At 69.8% G+C, this 24911-nt stretch carries 21 protein-coding genes; 6 read left to right on the forward strand and 15 right to left on the reverse strand.

The genetic code is table 11. The annotated features are described in order from the left end of the window. Positions 1-4: 4 nt before the first annotated feature. The 7 genes from PC39_RS09080 to bcsD form a co-directional block, all read right to left on the reverse strand. Entirely contained in the window at positions 5-493 is a 489-nt protein-coding gene (locus PC39_RS09080) for a tetratricopeptide repeat protein (RefSeq protein ID WP_353253066.1), read from the reverse strand. Continuing rightward, a complete protein-coding gene (locus PC39_RS09085; protein ID WP_353253067.1) occupies positions 487-4596 on the reverse strand; it encodes a cellulose biosynthesis protein BcsC in 4110 nt (1369 codons plus the stop codon). Before PC39_RS09085 ends, PC39_RS09080 begins: the two co-directional genes overlap by 7 nt. Continuing rightward, positions 4593-5723 carry a cellulose synthase complex periplasmic endoglucanase BcsZ gene (gene bcsZ, locus PC39_RS09090; protein ID WP_353253068.1) on the reverse strand — a complete coding sequence of 377 codons (1131 nt, stop codon included), beginning with the start codon at positions 5721-5723 and terminating at the stop codon, positions 4593-4595. Before bcsZ ends, PC39_RS09085 begins: the two co-directional genes overlap by 4 nt. Further along, a complete protein-coding gene (gene bcsA, locus PC39_RS09095; RefSeq protein ID WP_353253069.1) occupies positions 5720-10120 on the reverse strand; it encodes a UDP-forming cellulose synthase catalytic subunit in 4401 nt (1466 codons plus the stop codon). Before bcsA ends, bcsZ begins: the two co-directional genes overlap by 4 nt. Beyond that, positions 10096-10854, reverse strand: coding sequence for a cellulose biosynthesis protein BcsQ (bcsQ, locus tag PC39_RS09100; RefSeq protein ID WP_353253070.1), 759 nt, complete (start codon positions 10852-10854; stop codon positions 10096-10098). The genes bcsA and bcsQ overlap by 25 nt, the downstream gene beginning before the upstream one ends. Next, positions 10854-11666: a BcsR/BcsP family cellulose biosynthesis protein gene (gene bcsR / locus PC39_RS09105; protein ID WP_353253071.1), complete on the reverse strand. Its 813-nt coding sequence runs from the start codon at positions 11664-11666 to the stop codon at positions 10854-10856. Before bcsR ends, bcsQ begins: the two co-directional genes overlap by 1 nt. A 129-nt stretch (positions 11667-11795) precedes the next feature. Beyond that, positions 11796-12275, reverse strand: a complete 480-nt coding sequence (bcsD, locus tag PC39_RS09110) for a cellulose biosynthesis protein BcsD (protein WP_353253072.1) — start codon at positions 12273-12275, stop codon at positions 11796-11798. 165 nt (positions 12276-12440) lie between these two features. Between bcsD and PC39_RS09115 the strand changes: the two genes are divergently transcribed. Continuing rightward, positions 12441-13835, forward strand: coding sequence for an NfeD family protein (locus PC39_RS09115; RefSeq protein WP_353253073.1), 1395 nt, complete (start codon positions 12441-12443; stop codon positions 13833-13835). A gap of 46 nt (positions 13836-13881) precedes the next feature. Further along, entirely contained in the window at positions 13882-14646 is a 765-nt protein-coding gene (locus tag PC39_RS09120) for a slipin family protein (protein ID WP_353253074.1), read from the forward strand. 15 nt (positions 14647-14661) lie between these two features. Here PC39_RS09120 and PC39_RS09125 read toward each other — a convergent pair whose 3' ends face one another. The 3 genes from PC39_RS09125 to PC39_RS09135 form a co-directional block, all read right to left on the reverse strand. Beyond that, a complete protein-coding gene (locus PC39_RS09125) occupies positions 14662-15606 on the reverse strand; it encodes a DegV family protein (protein WP_353253075.1) in 945 nt (314 codons plus the stop codon). A gap of 74 nt (positions 15607-15680) precedes the next feature. Next, positions 15681-16313 carry a CoA pyrophosphatase gene (locus tag PC39_RS09130; RefSeq protein WP_353253076.1) on the reverse strand — a complete coding sequence of 211 codons (633 nt, stop codon included), beginning with the start codon at positions 16311-16313 and terminating at the stop codon, positions 15681-15683. Between the two features lie 17 nt (positions 16314-16330). Continuing rightward, the gene (locus PC39_RS09135; RefSeq protein ID WP_353253077.1) at positions 16331-16672 is read right to left on the reverse strand and encodes a type 1 pili tip component; all 342 of its coding nucleotides are present in this window, start codon (positions 16670-16672) and stop codon (positions 16331-16333) included. Between the two features lie 164 nt (positions 16673-16836). On the opposite strand from PC39_RS09135, the gene PC39_RS09140 reads away from it, so the two are divergent. Next, positions 16837-17097 (forward strand): hypothetical protein, encoded by a 261-nt coding sequence (locus tag PC39_RS09140; protein ID WP_353253078.1) that lies wholly within the window; start codon positions 16837-16839, stop codon positions 17095-17097. Between the two features lie 1139 nt (positions 17098-18236). Here PC39_RS09140 and tal read toward each other — a convergent pair. After that, positions 18237-19202 carry a transaldolase gene (gene tal / locus PC39_RS09145; RefSeq protein ID WP_353253079.1) on the reverse strand — a complete coding sequence of 322 codons (966 nt, stop codon included), beginning with the start codon at positions 19200-19202 and terminating at the stop codon, positions 18237-18239. Positions 19203-19367: 165 nt separating this feature from the next. Here tal and PC39_RS09150 point away from each other — a divergent pair, with 165 nt between their 5' ends. Both PC39_RS09150 and PC39_RS09155 read left to right on the forward strand, forming a co-directional pair. After that, positions 19368-19688 carry an SCP2 sterol-binding domain-containing protein gene (locus tag PC39_RS09150; protein ID WP_353253080.1) on the forward strand — a complete coding sequence of 107 codons (321 nt, stop codon included), beginning with the start codon at positions 19368-19370 and terminating at the stop codon, positions 19686-19688. 122 nt (positions 19689-19810) lie between these two features. Beyond that, positions 19811-20455 (forward strand): class I SAM-dependent methyltransferase, encoded by a 645-nt coding sequence (locus PC39_RS09155; protein WP_353253081.1) that lies wholly within the window; start codon positions 19811-19813, stop codon positions 20453-20455. 7 nt (positions 20456-20462) lie between these two features. On the opposite strand, the gene PC39_RS09160 is transcribed toward PC39_RS09155, so the two are convergent. Beyond that, on the reverse strand, positions 20463-20987 hold the full coding sequence (locus PC39_RS09160; RefSeq protein ID WP_353253082.1) for a gamma carbonic anhydrase family protein: 525 nt from the start codon (positions 20985-20987) through the stop codon (positions 20463-20465). A 20-nt stretch (positions 20988-21007) separates the two neighbouring features. Between PC39_RS09160 and PC39_RS09165 the strand changes: the two genes are divergently transcribed. Beyond that, on the forward strand, positions 21008-21604 hold the full coding sequence (locus PC39_RS09165) for an arylesterase (RefSeq protein WP_353253083.1): 597 nt from the start codon (positions 21008-21010) through the stop codon (positions 21602-21604). A gap of 147 nt (positions 21605-21751) precedes the next feature. On the opposite strand, the gene tsaB is transcribed toward PC39_RS09165, so the two are convergent. From tsaB to PC39_RS09180, 3 genes are read right to left on the reverse strand one after another with little or no spacing between them, the layout of a single operon-like run. Beyond that, positions 21752-22441 carry a tRNA (adenosine(37)-N6)-threonylcarbamoyltransferase complex dimerization subunit type 1 TsaB gene (gene tsaB, locus PC39_RS09170; protein WP_353253084.1) on the reverse strand — a complete coding sequence of 230 codons (690 nt, stop codon included), beginning with the start codon at positions 22439-22441 and terminating at the stop codon, positions 21752-21754. Further along, on the reverse strand, positions 22438-24354 hold the full coding sequence (yoaA, locus tag PC39_RS09175) for a DNA repair helicase YoaA (RefSeq protein WP_353253085.1): 1917 nt from the start codon (positions 24352-24354) through the stop codon (positions 22438-22440). Before yoaA ends, tsaB begins: the two co-directional genes overlap by 4 nt. Continuing rightward, positions 24351-24911: a hypothetical protein gene (locus PC39_RS09180; protein ID WP_353253086.1), complete on the reverse strand. Its 561-nt coding sequence runs from the start codon at positions 24909-24911 to the stop codon at positions 24351-24353. Before PC39_RS09180 ends, yoaA begins: the two co-directional genes overlap by 4 nt.

A 24911-nucleotide genomic window follows, 5' to 3' on the forward strand; every position in this document is an offset into this window, starting at 1 on the left:
GAATCTACCAGCGCGGCGGCGGGGGCGGCATCATGCCGGCCCCGCGCGATGCCGGATCGCCGTAGTCGTCATAATCGGCGTAGCCGGGCGTCTGCGACGCCGCCGACGTACCGCCCGACGAGGGACCGGGCGAGGCCACGCTCTCGCGCATCCGCCGGATATCCGCCAGGTTGGCGGCGATGTCCTCGTTGTCCGGGTCCAGCTTGGCGGCCCGTTCCAGGAGTTCCTGGGCCTTGCCCAGGTCGCCCCGCTCCGCGTGCTCGATGGCCAGATTGTTCAACGCCGCCGGGTCGAAGGGGTTCACCGGCAGGTCGGGCGGGCCCTCCGGGGCCTTCGACGGCGGCACCGCCGAGCCCGGCTCCGCGAAGGCCGCCGGGGTGGGCGTGCCGTCCGCCTCGGCGGTGTCCGGGCCGCTCCCGCCCAGGGCGCATGCCGAGAGCGCCAGAACCGCGCCGGCGAGCGCGCCGGCCGTGCCGTATCCCCTGCTTACCATGCCGGATCGCCCCCGCCGGTGAAGAACGGCGCCAGCATGCGCGGCGAGCCGAGGCTGTCGGGCACCTGGGGCTTGAACCAGTAGCGCAGATAGGCCATGACCGAGAACTCGTTGTAATCCTTGGCGTTGTCGAACCCGCCGCCGGCGCCCAGCGAGATTTGCGGGGTGATCAGGTATTCCATCTCGCCCTTGACGTTGAAACCGAGACCGGTCTCGTCGTCACCGGAGTAGCTGGTGCGGCCGTCGAGGCCCCCGGCCGCCGCCAGCCGCGTCTGCAGGCCGCCGAAGTTCTCCGGGAAGATGTCGGCGGCATCGCGCTCGAAGCTCTGCAGGCCGATCGAGCCGCCCAGCGAGTAGGTCATGCGGTCGTTGCGTCCGGTCCAGCTCATGGGCACGCCCAGCAGCGCGTAGAACTGCGGGCTGAAGTAGCCGCCGTGGCCCACCGTGAACTCGCCCAGGTTCTCGTCGTAGAAGAACGCGCTCAGGTTGAGGCCGATGGTGAAGCGGTTGTTCTCGCGGTCCACCACATGCCGGTAGTAGCCGCCGCCGAACTCGATCTGGGTGTTGTCGGCGACGTACTCGCCCTCCAGGTAGTAGAGGCCGAAGTTGCCGTAGAGACCGGCATCGCCCTGGTCCAGGGTGATGTCGCCGCGCACGCCGTTGCGGGTGACGCCGCCGAAGTCGAACTCGCCGATCTGGTTGCCGTCGTCCAGGGCGACGCCCTTCTGGGTCGTGCCGGCGTAGGACAGCAGGCTCTCGGTGACCGCCCGCCGGCCCGCGCGCAGGTCCAGGTAGACGTTGTCCCACTGCGGTCGCCAGCGCACGCCGCCGACCGCGTTCTCGCGGGTGAAACCGAGCGGGCTGGTGCCGATGTCCAGGGCCCAGTCGCCGACCTCGTAGACCACGCCCACGGCGATGCCGCTGTCGGACTGATCGTAGCCGCCGCCCTGCACGATGGCCTCCGCCGAGCCCTCGCCGTTGACCGCCTCGGCCAGCGGCAGCGCGCCGAAGCCGGTGGCCACGCCCGGATTGAGATCGCCGGAGTTGAGCGTCACCGGCACCGCGCGCAGGCGCAGGCGGCCGGTGTCGAGCGCGGAGAAGCTGGCCTCGACCGGGACATTGACCTCGGTGAGCTCGCCCAGGCCGTCCTCGCCGTCGCGCTGGCGCAGCGCCATGCCGCCGGCGACCCAGCTACTGTTCTCGGCCTCGATCTCGCGGATCTCGCGGGCGACATCGTTCTCGGCCTCCGTCACCATCCGGCGCAGGCCGCTGGTGTCGGGCCGCCGCGGCGCGCGCTCGGTGCGCGGATAGGTGCGCTCCGGCGACCTGTCCCGGTCGGCCGCGGGATAACGCCGGACCGGCGGCTCGTAGGCCTCTTCGTTGTCTTCGGGATAGTACTGCGCGGGCGCCGGCCGGCTCGCCGGGGCCGGGCGCGCGGCCATGCGCATGGCATCCGCGCCCGACAGGCCGCGGCCGACGCGCGGCTCGGGCTCCGGCCGGAAGCTGTCGCGCCGGACTCCGCCCGAGCCGCTGCGGCGCAACTGCGGCTCGCCGAAGGGATTGCGGGTGCCGCCCTCGCCGGCCGTGTAGGCTTCCTCGCGCCCCTGGGCGGTGGCGGCCTCCAATTCCATCGCCTGGCGGAACATGTCCACCGCGCGCTGGCTCTGGCCGCGGTCGCGCGCCAGGCGTCCGGCGATCACATAGACCTCGGGGTCGTCCGGATACACGCGCATGGCGTCGTCGACCAGGTCCTCGGCCTCCTGGTAGCGGCCGGCGTCGCGCGCGGCGCGCGCCGCCCCCAGCAGCGCACCCTGGTCGTTCGGGTGCTCGTCGAGGATATCGTAGTAGATCGACAGCGCCGCCTCGGGCTCGCCGAAGTCGGCGTACAGACGCGCGAGCGCGCCGTTGAGGGCGGGATCGCGCGGCGAACGGTTCAGGTGCGGCTGCAGGGTCTCGAAGGCGTCGGCGAAATAGCCCTCCTCGCGCAGCCGGTCGGCCTCGCGCACGGCGTACAGGGCCTGGAGGTCGGCGAAGCGCTCGCGCTGCGCCGGGGTCATCATCTCCTCCTCCTGGCGCAGCCGCTGCAACTGGGCCCGGTACTCCACGGTCTGGCCCAACTCCAGGAGCAGTCGGGCGTATTCCAGCCGCAGGTCCGGATCGGGCTCCGTCGACCGGGCCAGGAGCTGGCGCATCAGGTCGAGGCCCGCCTCGGAATCGCCGATCTCGGCATAGGCGCGGGCCACGGCGCCCAGCAGCTCGGGATTGTCGTCCGCGGCGGCGCGCGCCTCGGCGAGCAGTTCGCGTGCCTGCTGCCCGCGGCCGTTGCGGTAGTAGCTCAGCGCACGCTCCACCTGGTAGTGCGCCCACAGCCGGTTCTGGAGCTGGCGCATGTCCGCGGTGCGGGCGCTTTCGGGGATGCGTTCCATCAGGCCGAGGGCGTCGCCCCAGGCCTCCTGCCGAGCCTTGATCAGGGCCTTGACGTAGAGGGCCTGCGGCACGGCGTCGCCGGAGCGCAGCAGGCCGTCGACCAGGCTGTTGGCCTCGTGGTCGCGGCCCAGGGACTGGTAGAGCGTCGCCAGGTCGAGCCGGACCCAGGGATTCGCCGGATCCAGGGACATCGCTTCCAGCAGCAGCGATTCCGCCTGTTGCCGGTCGCCGGCCTCGCGGACGTCGGCCGCCTCCTTGCGCAGGCGCTCGGCGCGCAGCGCCGCCACGCCGCCGATGCTCTGGCGCACGTCCTCGGGCAGCGAGTCGATGTAGGCGATCGCGGCGTCGGTATCGCCCTGGGCCTGCAGGGCGCCGATCAGGCCGCGCTGGGCATCGCTGTTGTCCTTGTCCTTCGCGAGCACCTGCCGGAACTGCTTCTCGGCCTCGCCGTAGCGGCCGGCGCGCGCCAGGGTGTCGGCATAACTCAGCCGCACGGCATGCTCGCCCGGCCGCTTCTCCAGGGCCGCGCGGTACAGATCCAGCGCCCGGTCCATCTCGCCGGCGTCGCGTGCGGCGTCGGCCCGGCGCACGCCGGACCAGAAGCTGGCGGTGGCGAGGGCGTCGCGCCAGCGGCCGGCCGATCCCGGCGCCGCCTGCGTCGCCTGGCGCAGCAGGTCCTCGGCCTCGCCGAAACGCTCGCGGCGCAATTCGATCAAGCCCAGACCGCCGAGGGCGCTGGCGTTGCCCGGGGACTCGGTGAGCGCGTTCCGGAAGGCCGTCTCGGCCTCTTCCAGCCGGGCCCGGTCGAGGGCCGCGAAGCCGTCGCGCACCAGGGCGTCCGTCTTGGAGAGACGGGGCTCCTCGGACGCCGTCTCCGCGGCCTGCTGCAGGCTGTCGAGGCGGGCCGCGACCTCGGTGTCGTCCGGATGGGCACGCATGTAGGCGCGGTACAGCGGGATATCGCCGGGCTTGGCGTCGAGCCAGAGCAGCGCCTGGCGGCGCGCGGCGCCGGCGCTCTCGGCGACCGCCTCCTCGTCCTCCAGACCGGCCAGCCGGCGGATGCCCTCGCGCCGTGTGTCGGCACGGTAGGTGAGCTGCCGGGCCAGCACCAGCTCGTAGACGGGATCGTCGGGATGCTCGTTGGCGAGCCGTTGCAGGCCGGCGCGGGCCTCGGGCCAGCCGCCCTCGGTGGCGGCCAGGCTCTGGTAATACTCCAGACCCACGCGACCATTGGGCTCGCGGCCGCTGAAGTAGGCCCGGTAGGCGTTTACCGCGTCCTCGTAACGCTCGGCCTCGGCCGCGGCCCGCGCCCGCTGCAGGGCCCCCTGATCCAGCCCCGTCATCGACAGGGCCTCGCGCAGCTCCGCGGTGCCGGGATGGTCGGGGGCGGCGGCTTCCAGGCGGCTCAGGTAGGCGCGGGCCTCGTCCTCGCGGCCGGCGTTCGCGGCGTTGATCCCCAGGGCGGCCAGGGCCTCCGGGTTGTCCGGGTCGCTGGCCAGGACCTTCTGCCAGGCGTCCGCGGCACGCCCGTAGCGGCCGCGGGCCTCCCAGAACCGCGCCTGCTCGATGACCCGCTCGATCCCTTCGTCCTCGGCGGCCGCCGCCGGGGGCGCCGCCGTCCACAGGCCGGCCGCGACCACGACGGCCGCGACCGCTATCCGGTAATGGGCTTTCACTGCCGGCTCCATCGGGGCATCAACAACCCCTCGTTGCTGAATCGGTAATAATCTTCGGTCCGGCCGAGGCCGAACAACATCAGGACCTGGTCGTAATACGGCAGCTCCTTGAGCTTGCCGTCGGCCAGGGCCTCGTCGACCCGCGCCTTCTGACGCAGGAAGGCGTCGCGCGCGTTACGCCGCGCCAGATACGGCAGCAGCGCCGCGGAGAAGCCCACGGGGCCCACGCCGTAGGTCTCGCCGGTGAGCACGTTCACGCGCTCCGGCGGGTGCTCATGCCGGCGCAAGGCGCGTTCCATGCCGCCGATCGCCCGGTTCGGCGCATACGCGCCGCTGGACATGCCCGACCACAGGTAGACGCGGATGGCGTCGTAGCTGCCGATCGGTCCCTTGACCGTGTCCGCGCGCACGCCCTGCTCGCGGTCGTAGATATACCAGTCCGGGGCGAACTCCTCGGGGCTCGCCGCGTCCAGGAGCTTCTGGTGGGTGGCGGCGACGAAGCGCCAGGGGCCTTCCGGGTCGTGCCAGGACAGCCCGCGCATCAAAAACGGCGGGATGTAACTGGGATTGAAGCGCCACACGCCCGGCTGCAGGTGGAAGCCCTTGGGCGCCGGCAGCACGATCGGCCCGCCGTCCGGCAGGTCCACCATCGCCTCCGCGACCACGTTGTCCGCCACCGCACGCCCCAGTTCGGCATAGCGCGGTTCGTGCCAGAGCCGCGCGGCCTCGAGCAGCACGTAGGCGATCCAGAGGTCGGAATCGGTCGCCGAGTTGTCGTCGATCACGCCCCAGGTGCCGTCCTCGCGCTCGCCCCAGAGCCAGGCCGGCAGGGTGCGGTACATGTCGCCCTGCGCCAGGTTGTCCACGGTCCACTTCAGGATCGTGTCGAAGCGTTGCCGGTCGTTGGCGACCAGGGCGAAGAACAGGCCGTAGGACTGGCTCTCGGAGGTGCTCCGGCAGTCGTCCACGCTGCAGTCCACGATGCGGCCGTCGGTCTGCATCATGCGCTCGGCGAAGCGCTCCCACAGGGGCCATTCCACCTCGGTGTCGGCCGTGACCCCGCAACCGCCGGAAAGGGCCGTCACGATCATGCCGAGCATCGCGAGTGTCCGGCCGATCCATCTCATCGCCCGCTTAGCCGGCGCGCCCGGCCGCTACGGGCGAACTGGCGCACGGTCAGTGCCACCAGGACCACCAGGAGCGCCATCACGATGAACAGAAACACCGGGTGCTTGGACAGGGTCCAGTGCAGCCAGCTCAGGATCGGCAGGTCGCCGACATGGTAATCGTCGCCGATGCGGTAGGCGCTGACGTCCTTGCCGGTGAACAGGGCCAGGTCGCCCTCGATCTGGGCCCGTTGTGCGGGGTCGAGCACTTTCCGCGTGAGATCGGAGAGCTTTTCGCCGCTATGGGCCGCCAGGGCCACCACGCTGCGGCCCGAGTCCAGCGGCGACTCGAACCCGATCAGGGCGCTCACGGCCCCCTCGCTGCGAGCGATCACGTTGCCGGCGTGCCGGCGCGCCTGCTCGGCCGAGTCGTCGAACATGACGGTCGCCGTGAGGCGGTCGATCAAGCCCAGGGTACGCAGCTCGACCCGGCCGTCCTCGCCCATGCTCAACGGCATGTGCTCGCCCCATTCACTGAGCAGGGGCTGGGTGTCGGCCGAGCCCAGCACCAGTAGGTTCTTGCCGGCCACCTGCTCGACCAGGTCCGGGCGCACCACCTGGAGCCGGATGGCCGGATAGCCGGTGAAGTTGCCGAACGCGCCCATCAGCGTCAGGTAGGCCTCCACCGCGGGCGGCGACCAGTCGCTGGGCATCACCACGGCGGTGTCGGACAGGTCGGCCAGACGCGTGAACGGGAAGCCGGCGTTCACGAAATGGCCGAGTTCCGGCATCCGCGTGTAGTGCGGCAGGTGCGAGATATCGATGGTGGACTGCGGCGACACCGCGCCTTCGACGTTCTGGATCACCCGGCGGCAATCGGTCGACACCGGCTCGAAGTGGAATTGCATGGCCAGGTTGTCCGGACCGCCGGCCTTGCGCGCGGGCAGCATCACTTTCTCGCGCATCTCGTCGTGGCGCACGGCCGGGAACCAGCGGCGGAACTGCGCTACCGGCCAGATCGGGTCGTAGTGCGCCGGCAGGGCCCGCACGAAGCCGCCGTTGAAGCTGACGTTCAGGGTCGATTCGCCCTTGGCGTTGGCGATCTGGGTGAACCGGTAGCGCAGGTCCAGCGGGATGCTTTCGGAACGCCAGGTGAACAGGTCCGGCGGGGTCAGCATGGGAACCCGGATCGGGTCCGGGAGGTAGCCGTCCACCTGCAGGGCCTCGTCGGAGACCAGGTCGCCGAGCGGCACCGGCTCGTCCGACGGCAGCCAGCGCGGCGCGTCGTAGGGCTCGCGCGGGTCGGGTTCCCGGAGCTGGTCGACATAGGCGTTGGCGCCGACCAGGGATTCCGAGCCCAGCACCAGCGCGCGCGCGGCGGCCTGCAGGGCCTGCGCGTCGGCGCCGACGATGACCAGCAGCTTGGCGCGCGGGTTCACGGGGTTCGGCCGTATGGCGATGCGGGCGCCGCCGCCCTCCGGCAGCGAGATCCCGTCGAAGGGCGCCGCGCCGCGCGTGAACACCACGGCGTTGCCCTGCGGCAGGTGGCCGATGGAGACCGGGAAGTCGGCGCCGCGGTAGGCGGCGAGACCGCCGAACCACGAAGCGACGGTACCGGCCGCTTCCAGCATGGCCGCGTCCGGCGGCTGGGCGAACACGAACGGCAGCAGCAGATGGCCGGCGTCGCGACGGTCGAAAAACGGCCGCGGCAGCATCGACAGGTCATCCGCCAGCGGCAGCGGCCGGGTATCGAGCTTGAGCGTGGAGCGATCGCTGATCAGCGCCCAGAGGGTGTTGTGGAACAGGTCCTCGCACTCTTCCGTGTAGTGCCCGAGGAACTCGAATCTAAGCTGGTTGTAATCCACCAGCAGACGGGGATCGATATCGATCCTGCGGTCGATGCCCTCGGCCGTCTCGTCGTCGAGGTCCACGGAATGGATCAGCTCGCCGTTGACGTAGACGTGGAACTGGCTGAGGTCGTACAGCAGGCTGTCGGAGTGCGCCAGGCGCAGGTTGAGGGTGGCGTCGGTCACGACCTCGTCGGCGCGCACCGCGAAGCCGACGTCGCGGGTCGTGTTGACGCCGTTGAGCCGGACCGGCTCGGACACGCCCAGCTCGCCCAGGGTGTACAGGCGCTCGCGCGGTTCCACCGGCCGTACCTCGGTGTCGCCCTGGGCCTGTGCCGGCCCGCCGGACAGCGCCCCGAGCAGCAGCACGGCCGCCAGCGAGGCCGCGGCCGGCGCCGCCCGGCGCCCCCGCGACAGACGCCGCCGGGCGCGGCGCCGCAACTCCCCGCCGAGCAGGAAGATGCCGCCCAGCCCGTACTTGAGGATCTCCTTGAACGCGTGCCAGGGACGGTCCCGATCGCGTGCGGCGGCCCAGTCGAGCCAGGCGTCCGCGCGTCCGTACAGGCAGTAGATGAGATGCCGGCGCTGTTGCAAATCCATATCCTCGAACTCCAGACGCACGAACCCGTCGTCCGCGCTGATCACTTTGCTCGGCACGTATACCTCCTCGTGCTCGGGCAGCAGGGCCACCCACACCTCGTCACCGGGATGCAGATCCGAGCGACCGGCGTGCCGGATGGCAACGCCCCCCTCGGACAGGTCGATGGTCTCGGCCTGCACCAGGCGCCGGCTCGGCAGGCGCATGTAGGCGGGCATCTGCACCGCCACGCGGGTGGTCCGGCGCAACTGCTGGCGTTCCCGCGTCACCGCGATCGCCACGCCCAGCAGGAGCGTGTTGTAGATGGCCCACACCAGATTCAGGACCACGGTGGGCCATTCGAAGCTGTTCCAGTGGACCAGGCGCACCACGCCGAAGCCCAGGCCGATGACGTTGATCGCGAACAGGATCAGGTACGGCTTGGCCGTGGTCAGGTCCAGGTACTCGTCGCGGATCAGACCGCCCTTCGCGGTCACGTTGAACTTGCCGAGCTTGGGGTTGATCACGGCCAGCCACGTCGGGCGCCAGATGTAGGGGGCGAGCACGGTCTCGTAGACCTCGGCCCAGAACGAGTGCCGGAACGGTCCCTGCAGGCGCGACGTGGTCATCCAGGCCAGGAACAGGTGGGGGACCGCGTAGGCCGCGATCATGAAGGCCCAGGCCTGGAAGATGTGCACCTCGAACAGCAGGTAGCCCAGCGGCGCGGTCAGGAAGACGATCCGCGGCAGCGCGTAGAAGAAGTGCGACATCGCGTTCAGGTAGCACAGACGCTGCGCGATCGACAGCCCCCGCCCGAGCAACGGATTGTCGAGCCGGAATATCTGCGCCATGCCCCGCGCCCAGCGGATGCGCTGGCCCACGTGCCCGGAGATCGACTCGGTGGCCAGTCCCGCCGCCTGCGGGACGTTGTAATAGGCGCTGTGCCAACCGCGCCGGTGTAGCTTCAACGCCGTGTGGGCGTCCTCGGTGACGGTTTCCACGGCGACGCCGCCGATCTCGTCCAGCGCGGCGCGCCGCATGATCGCGCAGGAGCCGCAGAAGAAGGTGGCGTTCCAGAAATCGTTGCCGTCCTGGATCAGACGGTAGAACAGCTCGCCCTCGTTGGGGACCTTGCGGAAGGTCTTGAGGTTGCGCTCGAAGGGGTCCGGCGAGAAGAAATGGTGCGGCGTCTGGACCAGCGCGATGCGCGGGTCCTCCATGAATATGCCCACGGTGACCTGCAGGAACGAGCGCGTCGGGATATGGTCGGCGTCGAACATGGCGACCAGCTCGCCGTCGGTACGCGCCAGGGCATAGTTGATATTGCCCGCCTTGGCGTTCTCGGAGCCCTCGCGCGCGATATAGCCCACGCCCAGGGTTTCGGCCAGTTCGCGGAAATCGTGGCGGCCGCCGTCGTCGAGGACGTAGATGTTGAGCTTGTCGCGCGGCCAGTCCACGTCCAGCGCCGCCATGATCGTGGGCTGGACCACCTCCAGCGGTTCGTTGAAGGTGGGGATGAACAGGTCCACGGTCGGCCACAGGTCGCGGTCGTCGGGCAGCTCGCTGGGCTTGCGGGACAGCGGCTGCAGGGTCTGGAAATAGCCCATCACCATCACGAACAGGGCGTAGAGCTCGGCGGCCAGCAGACCGAAGGTGAAGAACAGGTCGAAGGCCGTCACCCCGGGATCGCCCACGCCCAGGGTCTCGGTGATGCGCCAGTACATGTAGCGCGAGCTGCTCAACAGCGACAATCCGATCAGGATCAGTGACGCCAGGTGGTGCTGATCGCGGCGCACGATCAGTGCCAGCACGATGCAAGCCACGGCCAGGAAGGTCTGGCCTTCCAGCGAGAGCGGCGTGGTGACCAGGAAATAGCCCACGACGATCGCCAGCGCGGCCACCGCCCACGTCACCGCCGGGCGCGTCAGGTGCGACAGCCAGCCCGACTCGCGGTCGGCCGGCGCGTCGTTCAGTTCTGGTTGGTTCGCAGCCATTCGACGATTTCCTGCATGTCCCTGATCGCGACCGAGTCCGGCGCCCGCAAGCCGAGCGGCTCGCCGCAGGCCAGGGCCTCCTCGACCGACACGTCGTAGTGGACGACCCAGACCGTGCCGTCGTCCCCGACCCCGTCACGCATCAGGTCGACCACGTCCCGGCTCAACGGCCGCAGCGGATCGAGCTGATTGACGATGAACCCCTTGACCGGCGACTTCGTAAGATTCGGCCTCATGTCGCGCAGATAGTCCTGCATCAGATGCAGTGAGGCGAACGACGCGGCATCCGAGAGAAACGCCATCAGCACCGTGTCCGACGCCCGCACCGCCTGCGCCATCTGCAGGTTCGGCCCCGGCGGGTTGTCGATCAGGACGACGTCGTACTCCAGCTCGGCCAGGTTGCGTGCGATCCAGTCGGGCTTCTCCCGCATGCGCCGGTCGACCTCGGCCCGCAGGGCACGGTCGGAACGGCCGTAGGGCAGGCAATCCACGCCATAACGAGTCTGGAAAATGGCGTCGTCGAAGCCGCCGCCCTCGGCGACGGTCGTCGCCAGGCCGCGCGGCTCCTCCGGCGAAATGCCGAAATGCAGCCGCAAGGCGTTCTGCGGATCCAGATCGATCACCAACGTACGTCCGGCCCCCTCTTCGCTCGCACGCCACAAAACCGACAGATTGGCCGTCAGGGTCGTCTTGCCGACGCCGCCCTTCGGCGAGACCATCGCCACTACCCGCATCAGCCGCGATCCCGGTCGCTATCGGCATCCGATACGGACCGGGACTCGCCCGGTGGCGCCCCGCCCCGGCCGTCGCCCAGTCGCCGCGCCAGGGTGGACAGCGGACTGTCGTCCCGCGCCGGCTCCGGGTCCGCCGGCGCCTTGCTACGCAGCCGCTGGAACACCCCGGCCACGCCGCTTCCCTCCTTATCGGCAGGCCGCCCGCAATCTTGCGTCCGCGACGGCATGTCCCGTTCCGGCGGACGCGCCGGCGCAACCGGCCGGGACGCCTGCGCCGGCTCCTTCGGCACGTCCTCCGGCGCCTCCCGCGAGGCTTCCTTCGGACTTTCCTGCGGGGAATCCTTCGGGGCCTGCTTGGCGGAGTCCTTGGGCGCTCCGCCGAGGCGGCCCCACCAGCCGCCGCCGGCGGCCGGCGCCGGCTTGGTCGGTCCGGCGGATTCCGGAGCGGCGGTCCGCGCCGGCTCCGCCGGCGACGGCGCGGGCTCGGCCGGTTTCGGGGCGGACCGCTCCGTGACGGGGGCCGAATGCCGGAAACCGGCACGGTGGGCGTCCTCGCCCTCCTCCACGCGGCGCGGCCGGATCACGGTGCTGCCGTCGGATTCGGATTCGACATGCGATTGCCGGACCCGTGGCGGCTCCAGGGTCTCCGGACGGCCGCCGTGCATGCGCACGAGCTGGGCAAGCAACGGCCAGCGGGCGCGGCTGTCCGCCTCGCGCTGCTTCTCGGCCTCGGTCCGATAGTCGTGGTAGTGCTGATCCTCGACCCCGAGCCGCCGGAACAAGGCCTTGATATCGTGACGTTGCTCGCTCATATGAACTCAGCGCTTCTTCTGCAGGCCCGTCCGGGGAGACGGCGTCGGACCGGTGGCCGGCGCATTCCCCCGGGGACCACGTTTATCGCCTCCCGGCAGTCCCTCCATCCCTGGTCCCGACCCACGGCCTCAGGCCTGTGCGTCCGGGGCCAGGCGGTATTCGATCGCGTCATCCGCGCCGGTCACATCGCCGTGCTGGCGGAGCACCAGGTCCTCGCCGGCGCCCAGCGCCGCGAACCATTCCGCGTAGACGCCCTCCAGCAGGGCCGGCGTCCAGACGAGGGACTCGGCGCCGAACGCCGCGCGCAGGGGCGAGCAGTAATGCGTGATGGAGATGAAGTCGTCGGTCTCGTCCACCTGGACGAGACCCCAGTCGATGGCGCGCCAGGCCTCGTTGATGGAGGCTTCCAGCCGTTTGAGGTCGCTCGCGTCGGGGGTGGGCAGATATTCGACCATGCGCCGGCCCATCGCGTAGAACAGGCCCCGGCGCTCCGTATCGGGAAGTTGCGCGTTCATTTCCTTTGCCAGCGCCTGGAGGAAAGGTCGCCATTGCCGGTTACAGACCGCGGTAAAGAGAAATTCGAGACTGCGTTCGTCGATATCCGGCACCGATCGGCCCCCTCATTTTTTGCGGCATGGCGATAGGATGCCTGTATCGGCTAGGTTTGTCATACCATTAGCCTGAATTCTTCAGCCTTCACGACGGGTTGCGATCCGGGCGGCACCGACGACGACCATGGCGCCGGTCCCGCAACGAGGTACGGGGGACGCACGATGCACGACGGTCACGGACGCTTGCGGCGACTCATCCGGCACGCCCTTGCAGCCGCATGCCTGGCGGTTTTGCCCGCCACGACGGGCCTCGCGGCCGGCGCCGCGCATGTGCTGGCGATCACGGGACCGATCGGCCCGGCCACCCAGGGCTACGTCGAGCGCGGCATCGAGGCGGCCGAATCGGAGGGCGCCGAACTGGTGTTGCTCCGCATCGACACACCGGGCGGGCTCGACCAGGCGATGCGCGGGATCGTCAAGGCGGTCCTGGCCGCGCGGGTGCCGGTCGTGGGCTACGTCGCGCCGTCCGGCGCCCGTGCCGCCAGCGCCGGCACCTACATCCTGTACGCCACGCACATCGCGGCCATGGCGCCGGCGACCAACCTGGGCTCGGCCACGCCGGTGTCGATCGGCGGTGGCGGCGGCCCCTTCGGCGGCGGTGGCGGCGGCGAGGGCAAGCCGCCCGCCGACGGCGATGCCGGGAACACCGGCGAAGAGCCCGTTGCCGACAACGAGACGGCGATGCGGCGCAAGGTGGTCAACGACGCCGTCGCCTACATCCGCGGCCTCGCCGAACGGCGCGGGCGCAACGCCGACTGGGCGGAAAAGGCGGTGCGCGAGGGTGCCAGCCTGAGCGCCGGGGAGGCGGCCGAACGCGACGTGATCGACCTCGTGGCGGAAAGCACCCCGGCCCTGCTCGCGGCGATCGACGGACGTACCGTCACCGTCGCGGGCGAGGATGTCACGCTGGCCGCCTCGGACCTGGCGCTGATCGAGCGCGAGCCCGACTGGCGGATGAAGCTGCTAGCGGTGATCACCAATCCGACCGTGGCCTACATCCTGATGATGATCGGCATCTACGGCCTGATCTTGGAAGGTTACAACCCCGGCAGCTTCGTACCCGGTGTGACCGGCGCCATCTGCCTGCTGCTGGCCCTGTTCGCCTTCCAGATCCTGCCGGTGAACTTCGCCGGCCTGGCCCTGATCGGTCTCGGGGTGGCCCTGATGGTCGCGGAGGCATTCGCGCCCAGTTTCGGCATACTCGGGCTCGGCGGCGTCGCCGCCTTCGTCTTCGGCTCGATCATGCTCATGGACACCGGCGTGCCCGGCTACCAGGTGCCGCTGGCGATCATCGGCGCCACCGCCACGGCCTCGGCCATCGTGCTGTTCCTGATCGTATATCTGTTCATGCGCTCGCGCGCGCGGCGCGTGGCCACCGGCAGCGAGGGCATGGTCGGCGCCGTGGGCGAGGCGCTGGAGGATTTCGACGGCCGCGGCCGCGTCTTCGTGCACGGCGAGAACTGGCGGGCGACCGCCGACACGCCCGTGCGGCGCGGTCAGCGGGTCCGTGTCACGGCCGTGAGCGGTCTCACGGTCACCGTGGTTCCGGCGGAATGACCCGGTTCCCACTCAAACCGGCATCCCATCAAGCAAGGAGGTTGCCATGATGTTCAATTTCGGAATCGTGCTGCTGGCGCTGCTGCTGGCGTTCGTCTTCAGCGCCATCAAGATCCTGCCGGAGTACGAGCGGGGCGTGGTGTTCACGCTCGGCCGCTTCACCGGCGTCAAGGGGCCGGGCCTGATCCTGATCATTCCCTTCGTGCAGCGGCTGATCAAGGTCGACCTGCGGGTGGTGGTCATGGACGTGCCCACCCAGGACGTGATCTCGCGCGACAACGTCTCGGTCCAGGTCAACGCGGTGGTCTACTTCCGCGTGGTGAACCCGGACAAGGCGATCATCGAAGTGGAGCACTACTACGACGCGGTGAGTCAGCTCGCGCAGACCACCCTGCGTTCGGTGCTGGGCCAGCACGAGCTGGACGACATGCTCGCCGAGCGCGACAAGCTCAACGCCGACATCCAGGAGATCCTGGACAAGCACACCGACGCCTGGGGCATCAAGGTGGCCAACGTCGAGATCAAGCATGTCGATCTCGACGAGAGCATGATCCGCGCGATCGCGCGCCAGGCCGAGGCCGAGCGCTCGCGGCGGGCCAAGGTGATCCACGCCGAGGGCGAGATGCAGGCGGCCAAGAACCTGGAGGGCGCCGCGGAACAACTCTCGCGCCAGCCGCAGGCGATCCAGCTCCGCTATCTGCAGACCCTGATCGACATCGCCGGCGAGAACAACTCGACCATCGTGTTCCCGCTGCCGATGGACCTGATCAAGCCGCTGTTGGGCGGAGACGAGCCGCCGAAATCGTCGTAGGCGGCGCCCGCCGGGCTACGTCTCCAGCGGCACGGGCTCGGAGATGAAACCGACGCTGACCGCCCCGGGGCCGATGTTGACCCCGCCGGTCAGGCTCATGGAGGCGGTCAGAAGCTGCACGTCGTGCGCCTCGGCGGCGCGCGCCAGCCGCTCGTAGCCGGGCAACTGCTTGGCCGCCTCGGCGTCGCCGGCGTAGCTGACGCAGACCACGGGTGCGAGCAGCCCGCGCTCGACGCACTTGGCGGCGTGCTCGAACATTGTCTGCACGCCGTTCTCGAAGCCGCGCACCTTGGCCGCGGGGAAGGTCTCGTCGGCGCGCGCGCAGAGGATGGGCTTGATATCCAGGGCCGTGCCCAGGAAGGCCCCGAGCCAGCCGACGCTCTTGTCGCCCTTCTTGCGGGCGCGCTCGCGCAGGTAGTAGATGTCCGGCACCACGCCGTAGCCGGTGGCCTTGGAGGCCAGCCCCTCGATGCGCTGACGGATCTCGTTGACCTTGACCCCGGCCTTGATCAGGCGGATGGTCTCGGCCGCGAGCACGCCCTGCCCCGCGAACAGCGTTTGGCTGTCGATCACCCGCAGCGCGAACGGCCCCTCGACCCCCGCCTGCCGCCGGATGGGCTTGTATTCCCGCAGGATGGCATGGGACGCCTCGGTGGCGTTGGAGAAGATCGGACTGCGGCTCTTGGGCACCGTTTCGACCAGGGCGTAGTCGAAGTCGACCACCACGCGTTCCAGGAACAGATCCTTGATCTGTTCCACCGAGTACGGCACCGACTCGGCGTCGTGCGACTTGTCCAGCGCGTGGCGCTGGTAGAAATCCTTGATCCGTTGCGGATCGCGGTCGTCGACGAACAACTCGTCGCCGATCCGGATCGAGATCGGCAGCACCAGGATGCCGTGCTCGTCGATAAAGGACTTGGGCAGGTCGCAACCCGAGTCCACCACCAGACCGATTCTCATGGTTATGTCTCCCCCGGCGGTCTTGTTATCGGATGCAGTCTAGGCAAATCCGGCCGTGACGCAAAATTCGCGGGTCAGCCTCGACCGCGGACCTTCAGCATCAGGTCTCGCAGCATGGCCGCGGTGGCACCCCAGATGAAACGATCGCCCCAGGTCAGCCCCCAGTACGGCAGACGCACGCCGCCGCGTTCCAGGTGCCGGCGCTCGTAGCTGCCCGGATCGAGCACGAAGGACAGCGGCACCTCGAATATCTCCGCGACCTCCACGCCGTCGGGCCGCACCGCGGCCGTGTCCTCGACCACGCCCACCACCGGCGTGACCCGGAAGCCGGTCATGGTCGGATAATCGTCCAGGTAGCCGAGCACCTCGACCCGGTCACGGGGCAAGGCGATCTCCTCGTGGGATTCCCGCAGCGCCGTGTGCAGCGGTCCGCGGTCGCCGGGATCGGCGCTGCCGCCGGGAAAGCTGATCTGGCCGGCGTGCTTGCGCAGACGATGCGAACGCACCGTCAGGAGTACGCCGGGATCGTCCCCGGCCGACACCACCGGCACCACCGGCACCAGGACGGCGGCGGGACGCAAGGCGGCGAGCTTGTCGTTGTCGAGCAGGTGGCGCCCCTCCGGCGGCAGCCCGAGCGACGCCAACGGCCGCGGCGGACGGTCGCTGGTCGCCGCCAGCGACGACGTCAGGTGCGATCGCCAGTCCAAGCGCTCGACGGGCCGGCTTATGACGATCCTCCGGAGCCGCCCTTGAGGTGCTCGGCATGCCGCCGCGTGAGTTCATGGAAGCTCGGCGTGAGCCCCGCGTCCTCGTAGATGGGATCGCCCTCCTCGTCGTGCGCCACCACGCGGTCGCCGCGGACGTAGGCGAAGGAAGCGCTCAGATCGTCCAGTGCCGCCGACAGGAGGTCGGTCAGGATGCGCTCCTCGGTCAGTCCCGGAAACATCTCCGTCAAGGCCGCGACCTTGGCGGCGTCGTAGAGCGGCAGACGCAACGCGTACTCGCGGTCGGTCCGCGGTTCGCCCGCCTCGGAACGCCAATGCTGGACAAGCTCCTTCACCTGCATAGTCCACTCCCCTGCGATGGATCGGGTTGCCGTGTTCTCCGGGCCCCTCGTAACCGGACTATAACGACTTCCGACAAGGGTCGTCACGGCGTGAAAAGCCCAATTGACCCTCTCCGGGGGCGGTGATAGCGTTGCGCCAGATTCGCCACCCGAAGCCTCAACGCATGGCCAAGCGCGAGAAAACCTGGAGCCTCAAGGAAATCGACGAGACCCGCGGGTCGGCCAAGGGAAGCGCGTTCATGGCCTTCAAGCAGCTCCGCGACGGGTTCGACGAGGGCCGCGACTTCTTCTACCTCAACGGCGACCAGGACGGCCCCGAGATCGAGGCCCTGCGCCGCGACGGCCGGGTCTACGCCAACAGTGTCAACGCCGTGCTGCTCACCGAGTCCGGGTACCGAGCGGTGATGGAGTATCTGGACGATTGAACACATCCACTGATTTCACGGATTACACGGAGTTCTCAAGAACAACCCTTTGAATCCGTGCAATCTGCGCAATCCGTGGACTCCCCTTCTAGATCGGTTCGTCGCGCGCCGGGGCGCTTCGCGGTTGGCGCCGTGGCGATTCAAGGCTCTGTTTTAATCCGCAGAGAACGCCGATGGACGCAGATTTTCGGAGTGCTCTTTAATCGGCGTCTATCTGCGTCAATCGGCGGATTGCCTTTCTTCAGGGTCGCCGAGACGGCCCTGCCCCGAGTACATCCACTGATTTCGCGGATGACACGGAGTTCTCAAGAACAGCCCCTTGAATCCGTGCAATCTGCGCAATCCGTGGATTCCCTCTTCTAGATCGGTTCGTCGCGCACCGGGGCGCTTCGCGGTTGGCGCCGTGGCGATTCAAGGCTCTGTTTTAATCCGCAGAGAACGCCGATGGACGCAGATTTTCGGAGTGCTCTTTAATCGGCGTCTATCTGCGTCAATCGGCGGATGGCCCTTCTTCAGAATTACCGAAACGTCCGCCAAATACATCCACGGATTTCACGGATGACACAGAGCCCTCAAGAAGAACTCTTGAATCGGTGCAATCCGTGTAATCGGTGGATAGTCTTTTCGTACGCCGAGGCGCTTCGCGGTGGGCGCCGTGCCGGTTCAAGGTTCTGTTTCAATCCGCAGAGGACGCCGATGGACGCAGATTGTTCTGACCACCCTATCGGCGTTCATCCGCGTCCATCGGCGGATAGCCTTCTTCAAGATGCTCTGAACATCCGCCAAACACATCCACGGATTTCACGGATGACACGGAATCCTCAAGACAAACTCTTGAATCGGTGCAATCCGTGTAATCGGTGGATAGTCTTTTCGCGCGCCGGGGCGCTTCGCGGTGGGCCCCGTGCCGGTTCAGGACTCTGTCTTGATCCGCAGAGGACGCCGATGAACGCAGATTGTTGGACTGTTCTTTATCGGCGTCCATCGGCGTGAATCTGCGGATAGCTTCCACGGAGGTGCCAAGGCGCTCCGAGGCGCCACCAAACGTATCCTCGGATTTCACAGATTACACAGAGTCTTTAAGAACAGCTCTCGTATCCGTGTAATCCGTGTAATCGGTGGATTCCCTTCGCGCGCAACTAGAGTTGCGCCGCCAGCATCGCCTCCAGGGCTTCCTGGTCCGCGGCGAACCGGCGTATCCCCTCGGCGAGCTTCTCGGTGGCCATGGCGTCGTCGTTCAGGGCGCGGCGGAAGGCGGCCTCGTCGGTGCGCATGCGGGCCGGCTCGGCGCCGGCGTCCGGCAGGCGCCGCGGTACCGGGCCGGACAGGCCGGCGAGCTCGTCCAGGAGCTTGGGCGAGATCGTGAGCAGATCGCAGCCGGCCAGGGCCAGGATCTGGTCGCGGTTGCGGAAGCTGGCGGCCATCACCTGGGTGGGATAGCCGTACGCCTTCACGTAGCCGTGGATGCGGCGTACCGAGAGCACGCCGGGGTCGGCCTCCGGTGCGTAGGCCTCGACCCCCTCGTGCGCCTTGTACCAGTCCGTGATCCGGCCCACGAAGGGCGATATCAGGGTGGCGCCGGCGTCGCAGGCGGCGGCCGCCTGCACCGGCGAGAACATCAGGGTCAGGTTGCAGCGCACGCCTTGCGACTCCAGCACGCGCGCGGCCCGCAGCCCCTCCCAGGTGCTGGCGATCTTGATCAGGATGCGGTCGCGGTCCACGCCCAGCTCGTCGTAGGCGGCAAGCAGGCGGTACGCCTGGGCGACGGTGCCGGCGGTATCGAACGACAGCCGCGCATCCACCTCGGTGGAGACGTAGCGCGGCACCACGCCGACGATCTCGCGCCCGAACAGGGTCATCAGGCGGCTGGCGGCCGCCGCGGCCCGGTCGCCGGACGCGGCCCGCCCGTGAGCGACGGCATCCGCCACCAGGCCCTCGTACTCGGGCAGCTTCGCCGCCGCCAGCACCAGGGTCGGGTTCGTGGTCGCGTCGGTCGGGGCGAACGCCCGGATGGCCTCGAATTCGCCGGTATCGGCCACCACCACGCTGTGCCCGCGCAGCGCTTCCAGGGCATTGCCCGGACTCTTTTTTGCCGTGTCCTGCATTATCGATGTACTTCGCGTTACCTTTTACAAGCTGCGTGGCCAGAGCGTTTGGCCGCCCGATGAATGTGACAAGGCAATTTGGATTATCTATGGCCTTTCGCATCCGACTTGCGCATCATAACCCGCTCGCGACGACAACTCCCAGTCCAACAGGAGACAGACACAATGAGCGATGCCAAGGCGCTGATCGAGAAGATGCCGGCGGCCTTCGACGCCGACGCGGCCGGCGACACCGAATGCACCATCCAGTACGCGATCTCGACGCCGATGTACGCCGAGATCACCGGCGGCAAGTGCACCGTCCACGAGGGCGAGGCCTCGGACCCGGACGTCACCCTCAAGATGGAGGACGATGACCTGGTGGACCTGCTGACCGGCGAGCTCAACGGCATGACCGCGTTCATGACCGGCAAGCTCCAGGTGGACGGCGACATCATGCTGGCGCAGAAGCTGTCCTCCATGTTCGACGCCAGCCGGCTGTCCTGACCGCCGGCAACGGCCCGGCCGGCATCGTCGTCCGCGCCCCGGACGCCGATGCCGACGAGCGCGCGGCCGACCTCGGCCGCGCGCTGGGCCTGCCCGTCCTCACCGCTCCGCCCCCACGGGGCGTGTTCCTGGCCCTCGACGCCGACGGCCTCGGCCTCTGCGACGCGGCCGCGCCCCGCACGCCCCCGCTGCGGGCCGACTTCACCGGCGCCGACGTCGACCGCCGCCTGCAAGGCGGGCGCCGTTCCGCTCTCGCCCGCGCCCTGGGTCTGCACCGCCGGCCCGTCCAGTCCGTGTTCGACGCCACCTGCGGCCTCGCCCGCGACAGCGCGGTGCTGCTGGGCCTGGGCTGCGAAGTGCGCGCGGCCGAGCGCCATCCGGTGATGCGGGCCCTGATCGAGGACGGTCTGGCACGGGCGATGCGCGAGAGCCCGGAACGGCTGCAAGGCTGGCACGGGCTGGTGGCGGGCGACGCGACCGACTGGCTGGCGGCCCGCCCCGCCCCGGTGGCCGATGTGATCTACCTGGACCCGATGTTCGGGGATGCCGGGCGCCGGGCCTTGCCCAAGCAGCCGATGCAGACCCTGGACACGGTGGTGGGCGACGACGAGGACCCGGAGCGCCTGCTCGCCGTCGCCCGCGCCCGGGCCGGGCGCCGGGTCGTGGCCAAGCGCCACCGGCGGGCGCCGGCGCTGGCGCCGCCCGATCTGCGGATCGACACCCGCGGCGCGCGCTTCGACATCTACCTGTGCCCCGAGCCGCCCTGATCGGGCGCTACAACGGCTGGAGGGACTTCAGGTAACGCTTGAAGTTTTCCACGTAATGGCTTGCGCCGTGCTGCATCTGCTCGATCTGCTCCGGCGTAAGCTCGCGCTGGACCCGGCCCGGGGCACCGAGCACCAGGCTGTTGTCGGGGATCTTCTTGCCCTCCGGCACCAGGGCGTTCGCGCCGATCAGGCAGTTGCGCCCGATCTCGGCCCCGTTCAGGACCACGGCGTTGATGCCGATCAGCGAGCCGTCGCCGATGGTGCAGCCGTGCAGCATCACCTTGTGGCCCACGGTCACGTCGCGGCCGATGGTGAGCGGACAGCCGGGATCGGTGTGCAGCACGCAGCCGTCCTGGACGTTGCTGTTCTCACCCACGGTGATCGGCTCGTTGTCGCCGCGGATGACGGCGTTGAACCACACGCTGGCGTTACGTTCCAGTATCACGCTGCCGATCAGCGTGGCATTATCCGCGACGAAATACTCGCCTTCCGGGGGTAGCCGGGGTGTCCGGTCTTCGAGTCGGTAAATCATGGCTCCGCCACTATCTACACGTGGCGCTGGCATTGCAAGCGGTCCTGCTGCTGGCCGCCTGCGGCGGATCGCCGCCCGCCCTGCCCCTGCTGCCCACGGACGCCACGGTGCTCGCCTTCGGCGACAGCATCACCCACGGCACGGGCGCGACGCCCGAAAACAGCTATCCGGCCGTGCTGGCGCGTCTGATCGACCGCGAGGTGGTCAACGCCGGCATACCCGGCGAAACCACCGCCGAGGGCCGCGAGCGGCTACCGGGGGTGCTCGCGGAAGTCCGGCCGGACCTGGTGCTGCTCTGCCTGGGCGGCAACGACTTCCTGCGTAGCAAGCCGGACGACGCGGTCCGCGCCAACCTCGCCGCCATGATCGAGCGCCTCCGCGACCGCGGCATCCCCGTGGTACTGATCGAGGTACCCCAGCCCAAACTGCTGCTCAGCGGCCATCCCCTGTACGGGGACCTGGGCGAACGCTACGGCGTGCCGGTACTGGACGACACCCTCACCGACATCCTCGGCGAATCGCACCTGCGATCGGACCGCATCCATCCCAACGCCGCGGGCTACAACCGGCTCGCGGAGGCGCTCGCCGGGCTGCTCCGTGAGACCGGGGCCATCTAAGAAAAACCACAGAGGCACAGAGAACACAGAGCGAAAAAAACACGGGATATAAAGAGCACCGACCTTCAGAACCATATCCGCATGGCGGCGTGATTCTTTTTGCCTCCTGTCTTCCGTCTTGTCTCTGTGTCCTCTGTGCCTCTGTGGTTAGCTTGAATCCTTGGGCTTGCGCGCGACGTCGTCGCGCACGTAGCTGGGCACGGCGTGCGCGGCGTCCACGGTCTCGCCGCGTTCGACCATGACCGCGGCCAGGCGCGCGATGTCGGCGGCGTGGGGATGGGTGACCGCCCCCACCTCACCCAGGCGTTCCCGCAGACCGGCCAAGGCTTCGGGGTAGGCCTCCCAGCCGTTGCCGGCGCCGTGCCAATCCGCGTCGAAGCGCTCCGGGGACAGCGTCGCGGGCTCGCTGACGCGCTCCGGTCCCGCCGGCTCCGGCCTGTCCGGATCGCCGCACTCGAACGCCCCCCAGTAGACCTCGCGCATGCGCGCGTCCTGCAGGCACAGCACGCGGCGGGCGCCGCGCTCGCGCGCGCAGCGGGCCGCCTGGGCGGCGAGATCGGAGACCGGCGCCACCGGCAGGCCGGCGCCGTAGGCCAGCCCCTGCACCACGCCGGTGGCGATGCGCACGCCCGTGAAGGCGCCGGGGCCGCGCCCGAAGGCGATCGCATCCAGGTCGGTCAGGCGCAGGCCCGCCTCCGCCAGCAGCTCGCGCGCCATCGGCAGGAGCAGCTCGGCATGCCGGCGGGGCGCGATCTCGAAGCGCTCGGCCATCTCGCCGTCGCGCCACAACGCCGCCGAGCAGGCCTCCGTGGCGGCATCCAGGGCCAGGATCCTCATGCCGCGGCCAACGCCCGCAGGAAATCGGCCGCGGCCGCCGCGTCCCGGGTCACGGGCATGGGCGGCAGGCTCTCGCGGAACACGCGGCCATAGCCGCTGCCCGCCAACCGGGGGTCGCAGATCGCCAGCAGGCCACGATCGTCGTCATCCCGGATCAGGCGCCCCGCCCCCTGCTTGAGGGCAATCACCGCCTGCGGGAGTTGGAAGGACATGAACGGGTCCTCCCCCCGCTCGCGCATGGCGGCGGTGCGCGCCGCCAGCACCGGATCGGAGGGCGACGCGAACGGCAGGCGGTCGATGATCACCAGCCGCAGCCCGCGACCGCGCACGTCGACGCCTTCCCAGAAGCTGCCGGTACCGATGAGCACGGCGTCGTCGCGGGCGCGGAAGCGGTCCAGCAGCTCGCCGCGGCCGTGCTCGCCCTGGACCAGCAGCGGACCCACGCCGCGGTGCTGCAGCAACTCGGCGTAGCGGCGCACGGCACGATGGCTGGTACACAACAGGAAGGCACCGCCCCCGGCGGCCCGGATCAGCGGCAGAACCGACTCGATCACCGCCTCGTCGTAACCCGGCGAACGCGGCGCCGGCATCCCCTCGGGCAGGTAGCACAGACTGTTGCGGCGATAATCGAAGGGACTGTCCAGGATCAGGGTGTCGGCCTCCTCCAGACCCAGGCGGCCGGCGAAATAGTCGAGGCGGCCGTCCACGCTGAGCGTGGCCGAGGTGAATATCCAGGCGCCGGGATGCGCCGCCAGCGCCCGCCCGAACGGCTCGGCCACGTCCAGCGGCGTGGCGTGCCACATCCAGCCCGCGCCGCGGCGCTCGATCCAGCTCACGCGGGCCGGATCCGCCTCGCGCAGCAGGCCCAGGCGCGCCCGCAGGTCGGCGATGCGCTGCGCCAGCGCCTGGAGCACGTCACTGCGCTCGGCGACGGCGCGCGCGGCCTCCCCGGCCTCGTCGAGCGCGCGGTCCAGGTCATCGGCCGCACCCAGCAGTCCCGTGTCACGCGCCAGATCGGGCCAGGCACGGCCCGCGCCGCCCCCGAGCCGTTCGAGCGCGGCGAGGAAGCCGTCTTCCGCGATCTCCAGCGCCCGCAGCGTCGCGTCCAGGTCGGGCATGTCGCCGCCCAACTCGGCGCATTCGGCGTGACCGTCGCGCACGAGATCGCGAAGCTGGCGGCCGGACAATGCCTGGCCGAAGAAACGTCCGGCAATCTCCGGCAGCTTGTGGGCCTCGTCCAGGATCACGGCGTCGGCGCCCGGCAGCACTTCGCCGAATCCTTCCTCGCGCAGGGCCAGATCGGCGAACAGCAGGTGGTGGTTGGCGATCACCACGTCCGCCGCCTGGGCCGCGCGCCGGGCCGCCAACACCCAGCAGTTCTCGTATTCCGGGCATTGCCCGCCCAGGCAGTTGTCGGTGGTGGACGTGATCCGCGGCCACAGGGGATTGCCGTCGCCGACGTCGCCGATCTCGGCGAGATCGCCGGTGGCCGTGCGCGCGGCCCATTCCCGGACCGCGTGCAACCGGCCCGCCAGCCGACGGTCGCCCGCCGCCTCGGCCAGGTCCAGGCGGTGCCGGCACAGGTAATTGCCGCGCCCCTTGAGCAGGCTCACCCGCAGCCGCCGGCCGAGGGCGCGGCGCACTACGGGCACGTCCTTGCGGTAGATCTGGTCTTGCAGGTTTCGGGTGGCGGTGGACACGATCACCTTGCGGCCGGAGGCCAGCGCCGGGGCCAGGTAGGCCAGGGTCTTGCCGGTGCCCGTACCGGCCTCGACCAGCAGCCGGTTGCCGCCGCCCAGGGCCTCGGCCACCGCCGCCGCCATCCGTTCCTGCACCGCGCGGGGGGCATAGCCCGGCAGCTCGTGCGCCAGCGGCCCCTCGGCGCCGAACAGATCGCCGGTCGCCGCGGTCATCGGCTCGTGCGGCCGCGGTAATACTCGGCGCGGGCCGAGGCCGCGTCGGCGCCGACATTGTCGCCGCGCATGCGCCGGGACTGCGCGATCAGCTCCCAGTTGCGCGCCTGCACGTAGGGATTGTCGCCGGCCAGGCTGTTGGACTTGCGCGCCAGGGCCTCGGTCTGTCCGGGCTGGTCCTGGGCCAGCCGCAGGGCCGCCAGCCGCTGGTACAGGAAGGGGTTGCGCGGCTCCACGTTGAGGGCGCGCTCGACCGTGGCCGCGGCGAGGTCCAACTCGCCGGCCGCGGCCTGCTCGTCGGCGCGGCCGAGCAAGGCGAGCACGGCCGGACCGCTGGCGTCGGCGGCGGTGCGCGGCGGCGGCGGCGCCTGTTCCCCGGAGGACGGCGCCGGCTCGTCCCGGGGTTCGTCGGCATCGGGCAGGGGCCGGGGCGCCGGCGCCTCGGCATCCGGTGCGTCACGATCCGGCGGCGGCGGCGCGACCGGGCGCTGCGCGCAGCCCGCGAGCAGCAGCCCGACGAGGGCCGCCGCCAGGATGCCGGCGCCGGTCCGCTCCAA

This window comes from Salinisphaera sp. PC39 (assembly GCF_040361335.1).
In the GTDB taxonomy this organism is placed as follows: Bacteria; Pseudomonadota; Gammaproteobacteria; order Nevskiales; family Salinisphaeraceae; genus APNM01.

Excerpts from the sequence above, each read along its gene's own strand:
- PC39_RS09080 (WP_353253066.1), bottom strand. The coding sequence starts at position 493 with ATGGTAAGCAGGGGATACGGCACGGCCGGCGCGCTCGCCGGCGCGGTT.
- bcsZ (WP_353253068.1), bottom strand. The coding sequence starts at position 5,723 with ATGAGATGGATCGGCCGGACACTCGCGATGCTCGGCATGATCGTGACG.
- bcsA (WP_353253069.1), bottom strand. The coding sequence starts at position 10,120 with ATGGCTGCGAACCAACCAGAACTGAACGACGCGCCGGCCGACCGCGAG.
- bcsQ (WP_353253070.1), bottom strand. The coding sequence starts at position 10,854 with ATGCGGGTAGTGGCGATGGTCTCGCCGAAGGGCGGCGTCGGCAAGACG.
- bcsR (WP_353253071.1), bottom strand. The coding sequence starts at position 11,666 with ATGAGCGAGCAACGTCACGATATCAAGGCCTTGTTCCGGCGGCTCGGG.
- PC39_RS09115 (WP_353253073.1), top strand. The coding sequence starts at position 12,441 with ATGCACGACGGTCACGGACGCTTGCGGCGACTCATCCGGCACGCCCTT.
- PC39_RS09120 (WP_353253074.1), top strand. The coding sequence starts at position 13,882 with ATGATGTTCAATTTCGGAATCGTGCTGCTGGCGCTGCTGCTGGCGTTC.
- PC39_RS09125 (WP_353253075.1), bottom strand. The coding sequence starts at position 15,606 with ATGAGAATCGGTCTGGTGGTGGACTCGGGTTGCGACCTGCCCAAGTCC.
- PC39_RS09135 (WP_353253077.1), bottom strand. The coding sequence starts at position 16,672 with ATGCAGGTGAAGGAGCTTGTCCAGCATTGGCGTTCCGAGGCGGGCGAA.
- PC39_RS09140 (WP_353253078.1), top strand. The coding sequence starts at position 16,837 with ATGGCCAAGCGCGAGAAAACCTGGAGCCTCAAGGAAATCGACGAGACC.
- tal (WP_353253079.1), bottom strand. The coding sequence starts at position 19,202 with ATGCAGGACACGGCAAAAAAGAGTCCGGGCAATGCCCTGGAAGCGCTG.
- PC39_RS09150 (WP_353253080.1), top strand. The coding sequence starts at position 19,368 with ATGAGCGATGCCAAGGCGCTGATCGAGAAGATGCCGGCGGCCTTCGAC.
- PC39_RS09160 (WP_353253082.1), bottom strand. The coding sequence starts at position 20,987 with ATGATTTACCGACTCGAAGACCGGACACCCCGGCTACCCCCGGAAGGC.
- tsaB (WP_353253084.1), bottom strand. The coding sequence starts at position 22,441 with ATGAGGATCCTGGCCCTGGATGCCGCCACGGAGGCCTGCTCGGCGGCG.
- yoaA (WP_353253085.1), bottom strand. The coding sequence starts at position 24,354 with ATGACCGCGGCGACCGGCGATCTGTTCGGCGCCGAGGGGCCGCTGGCG.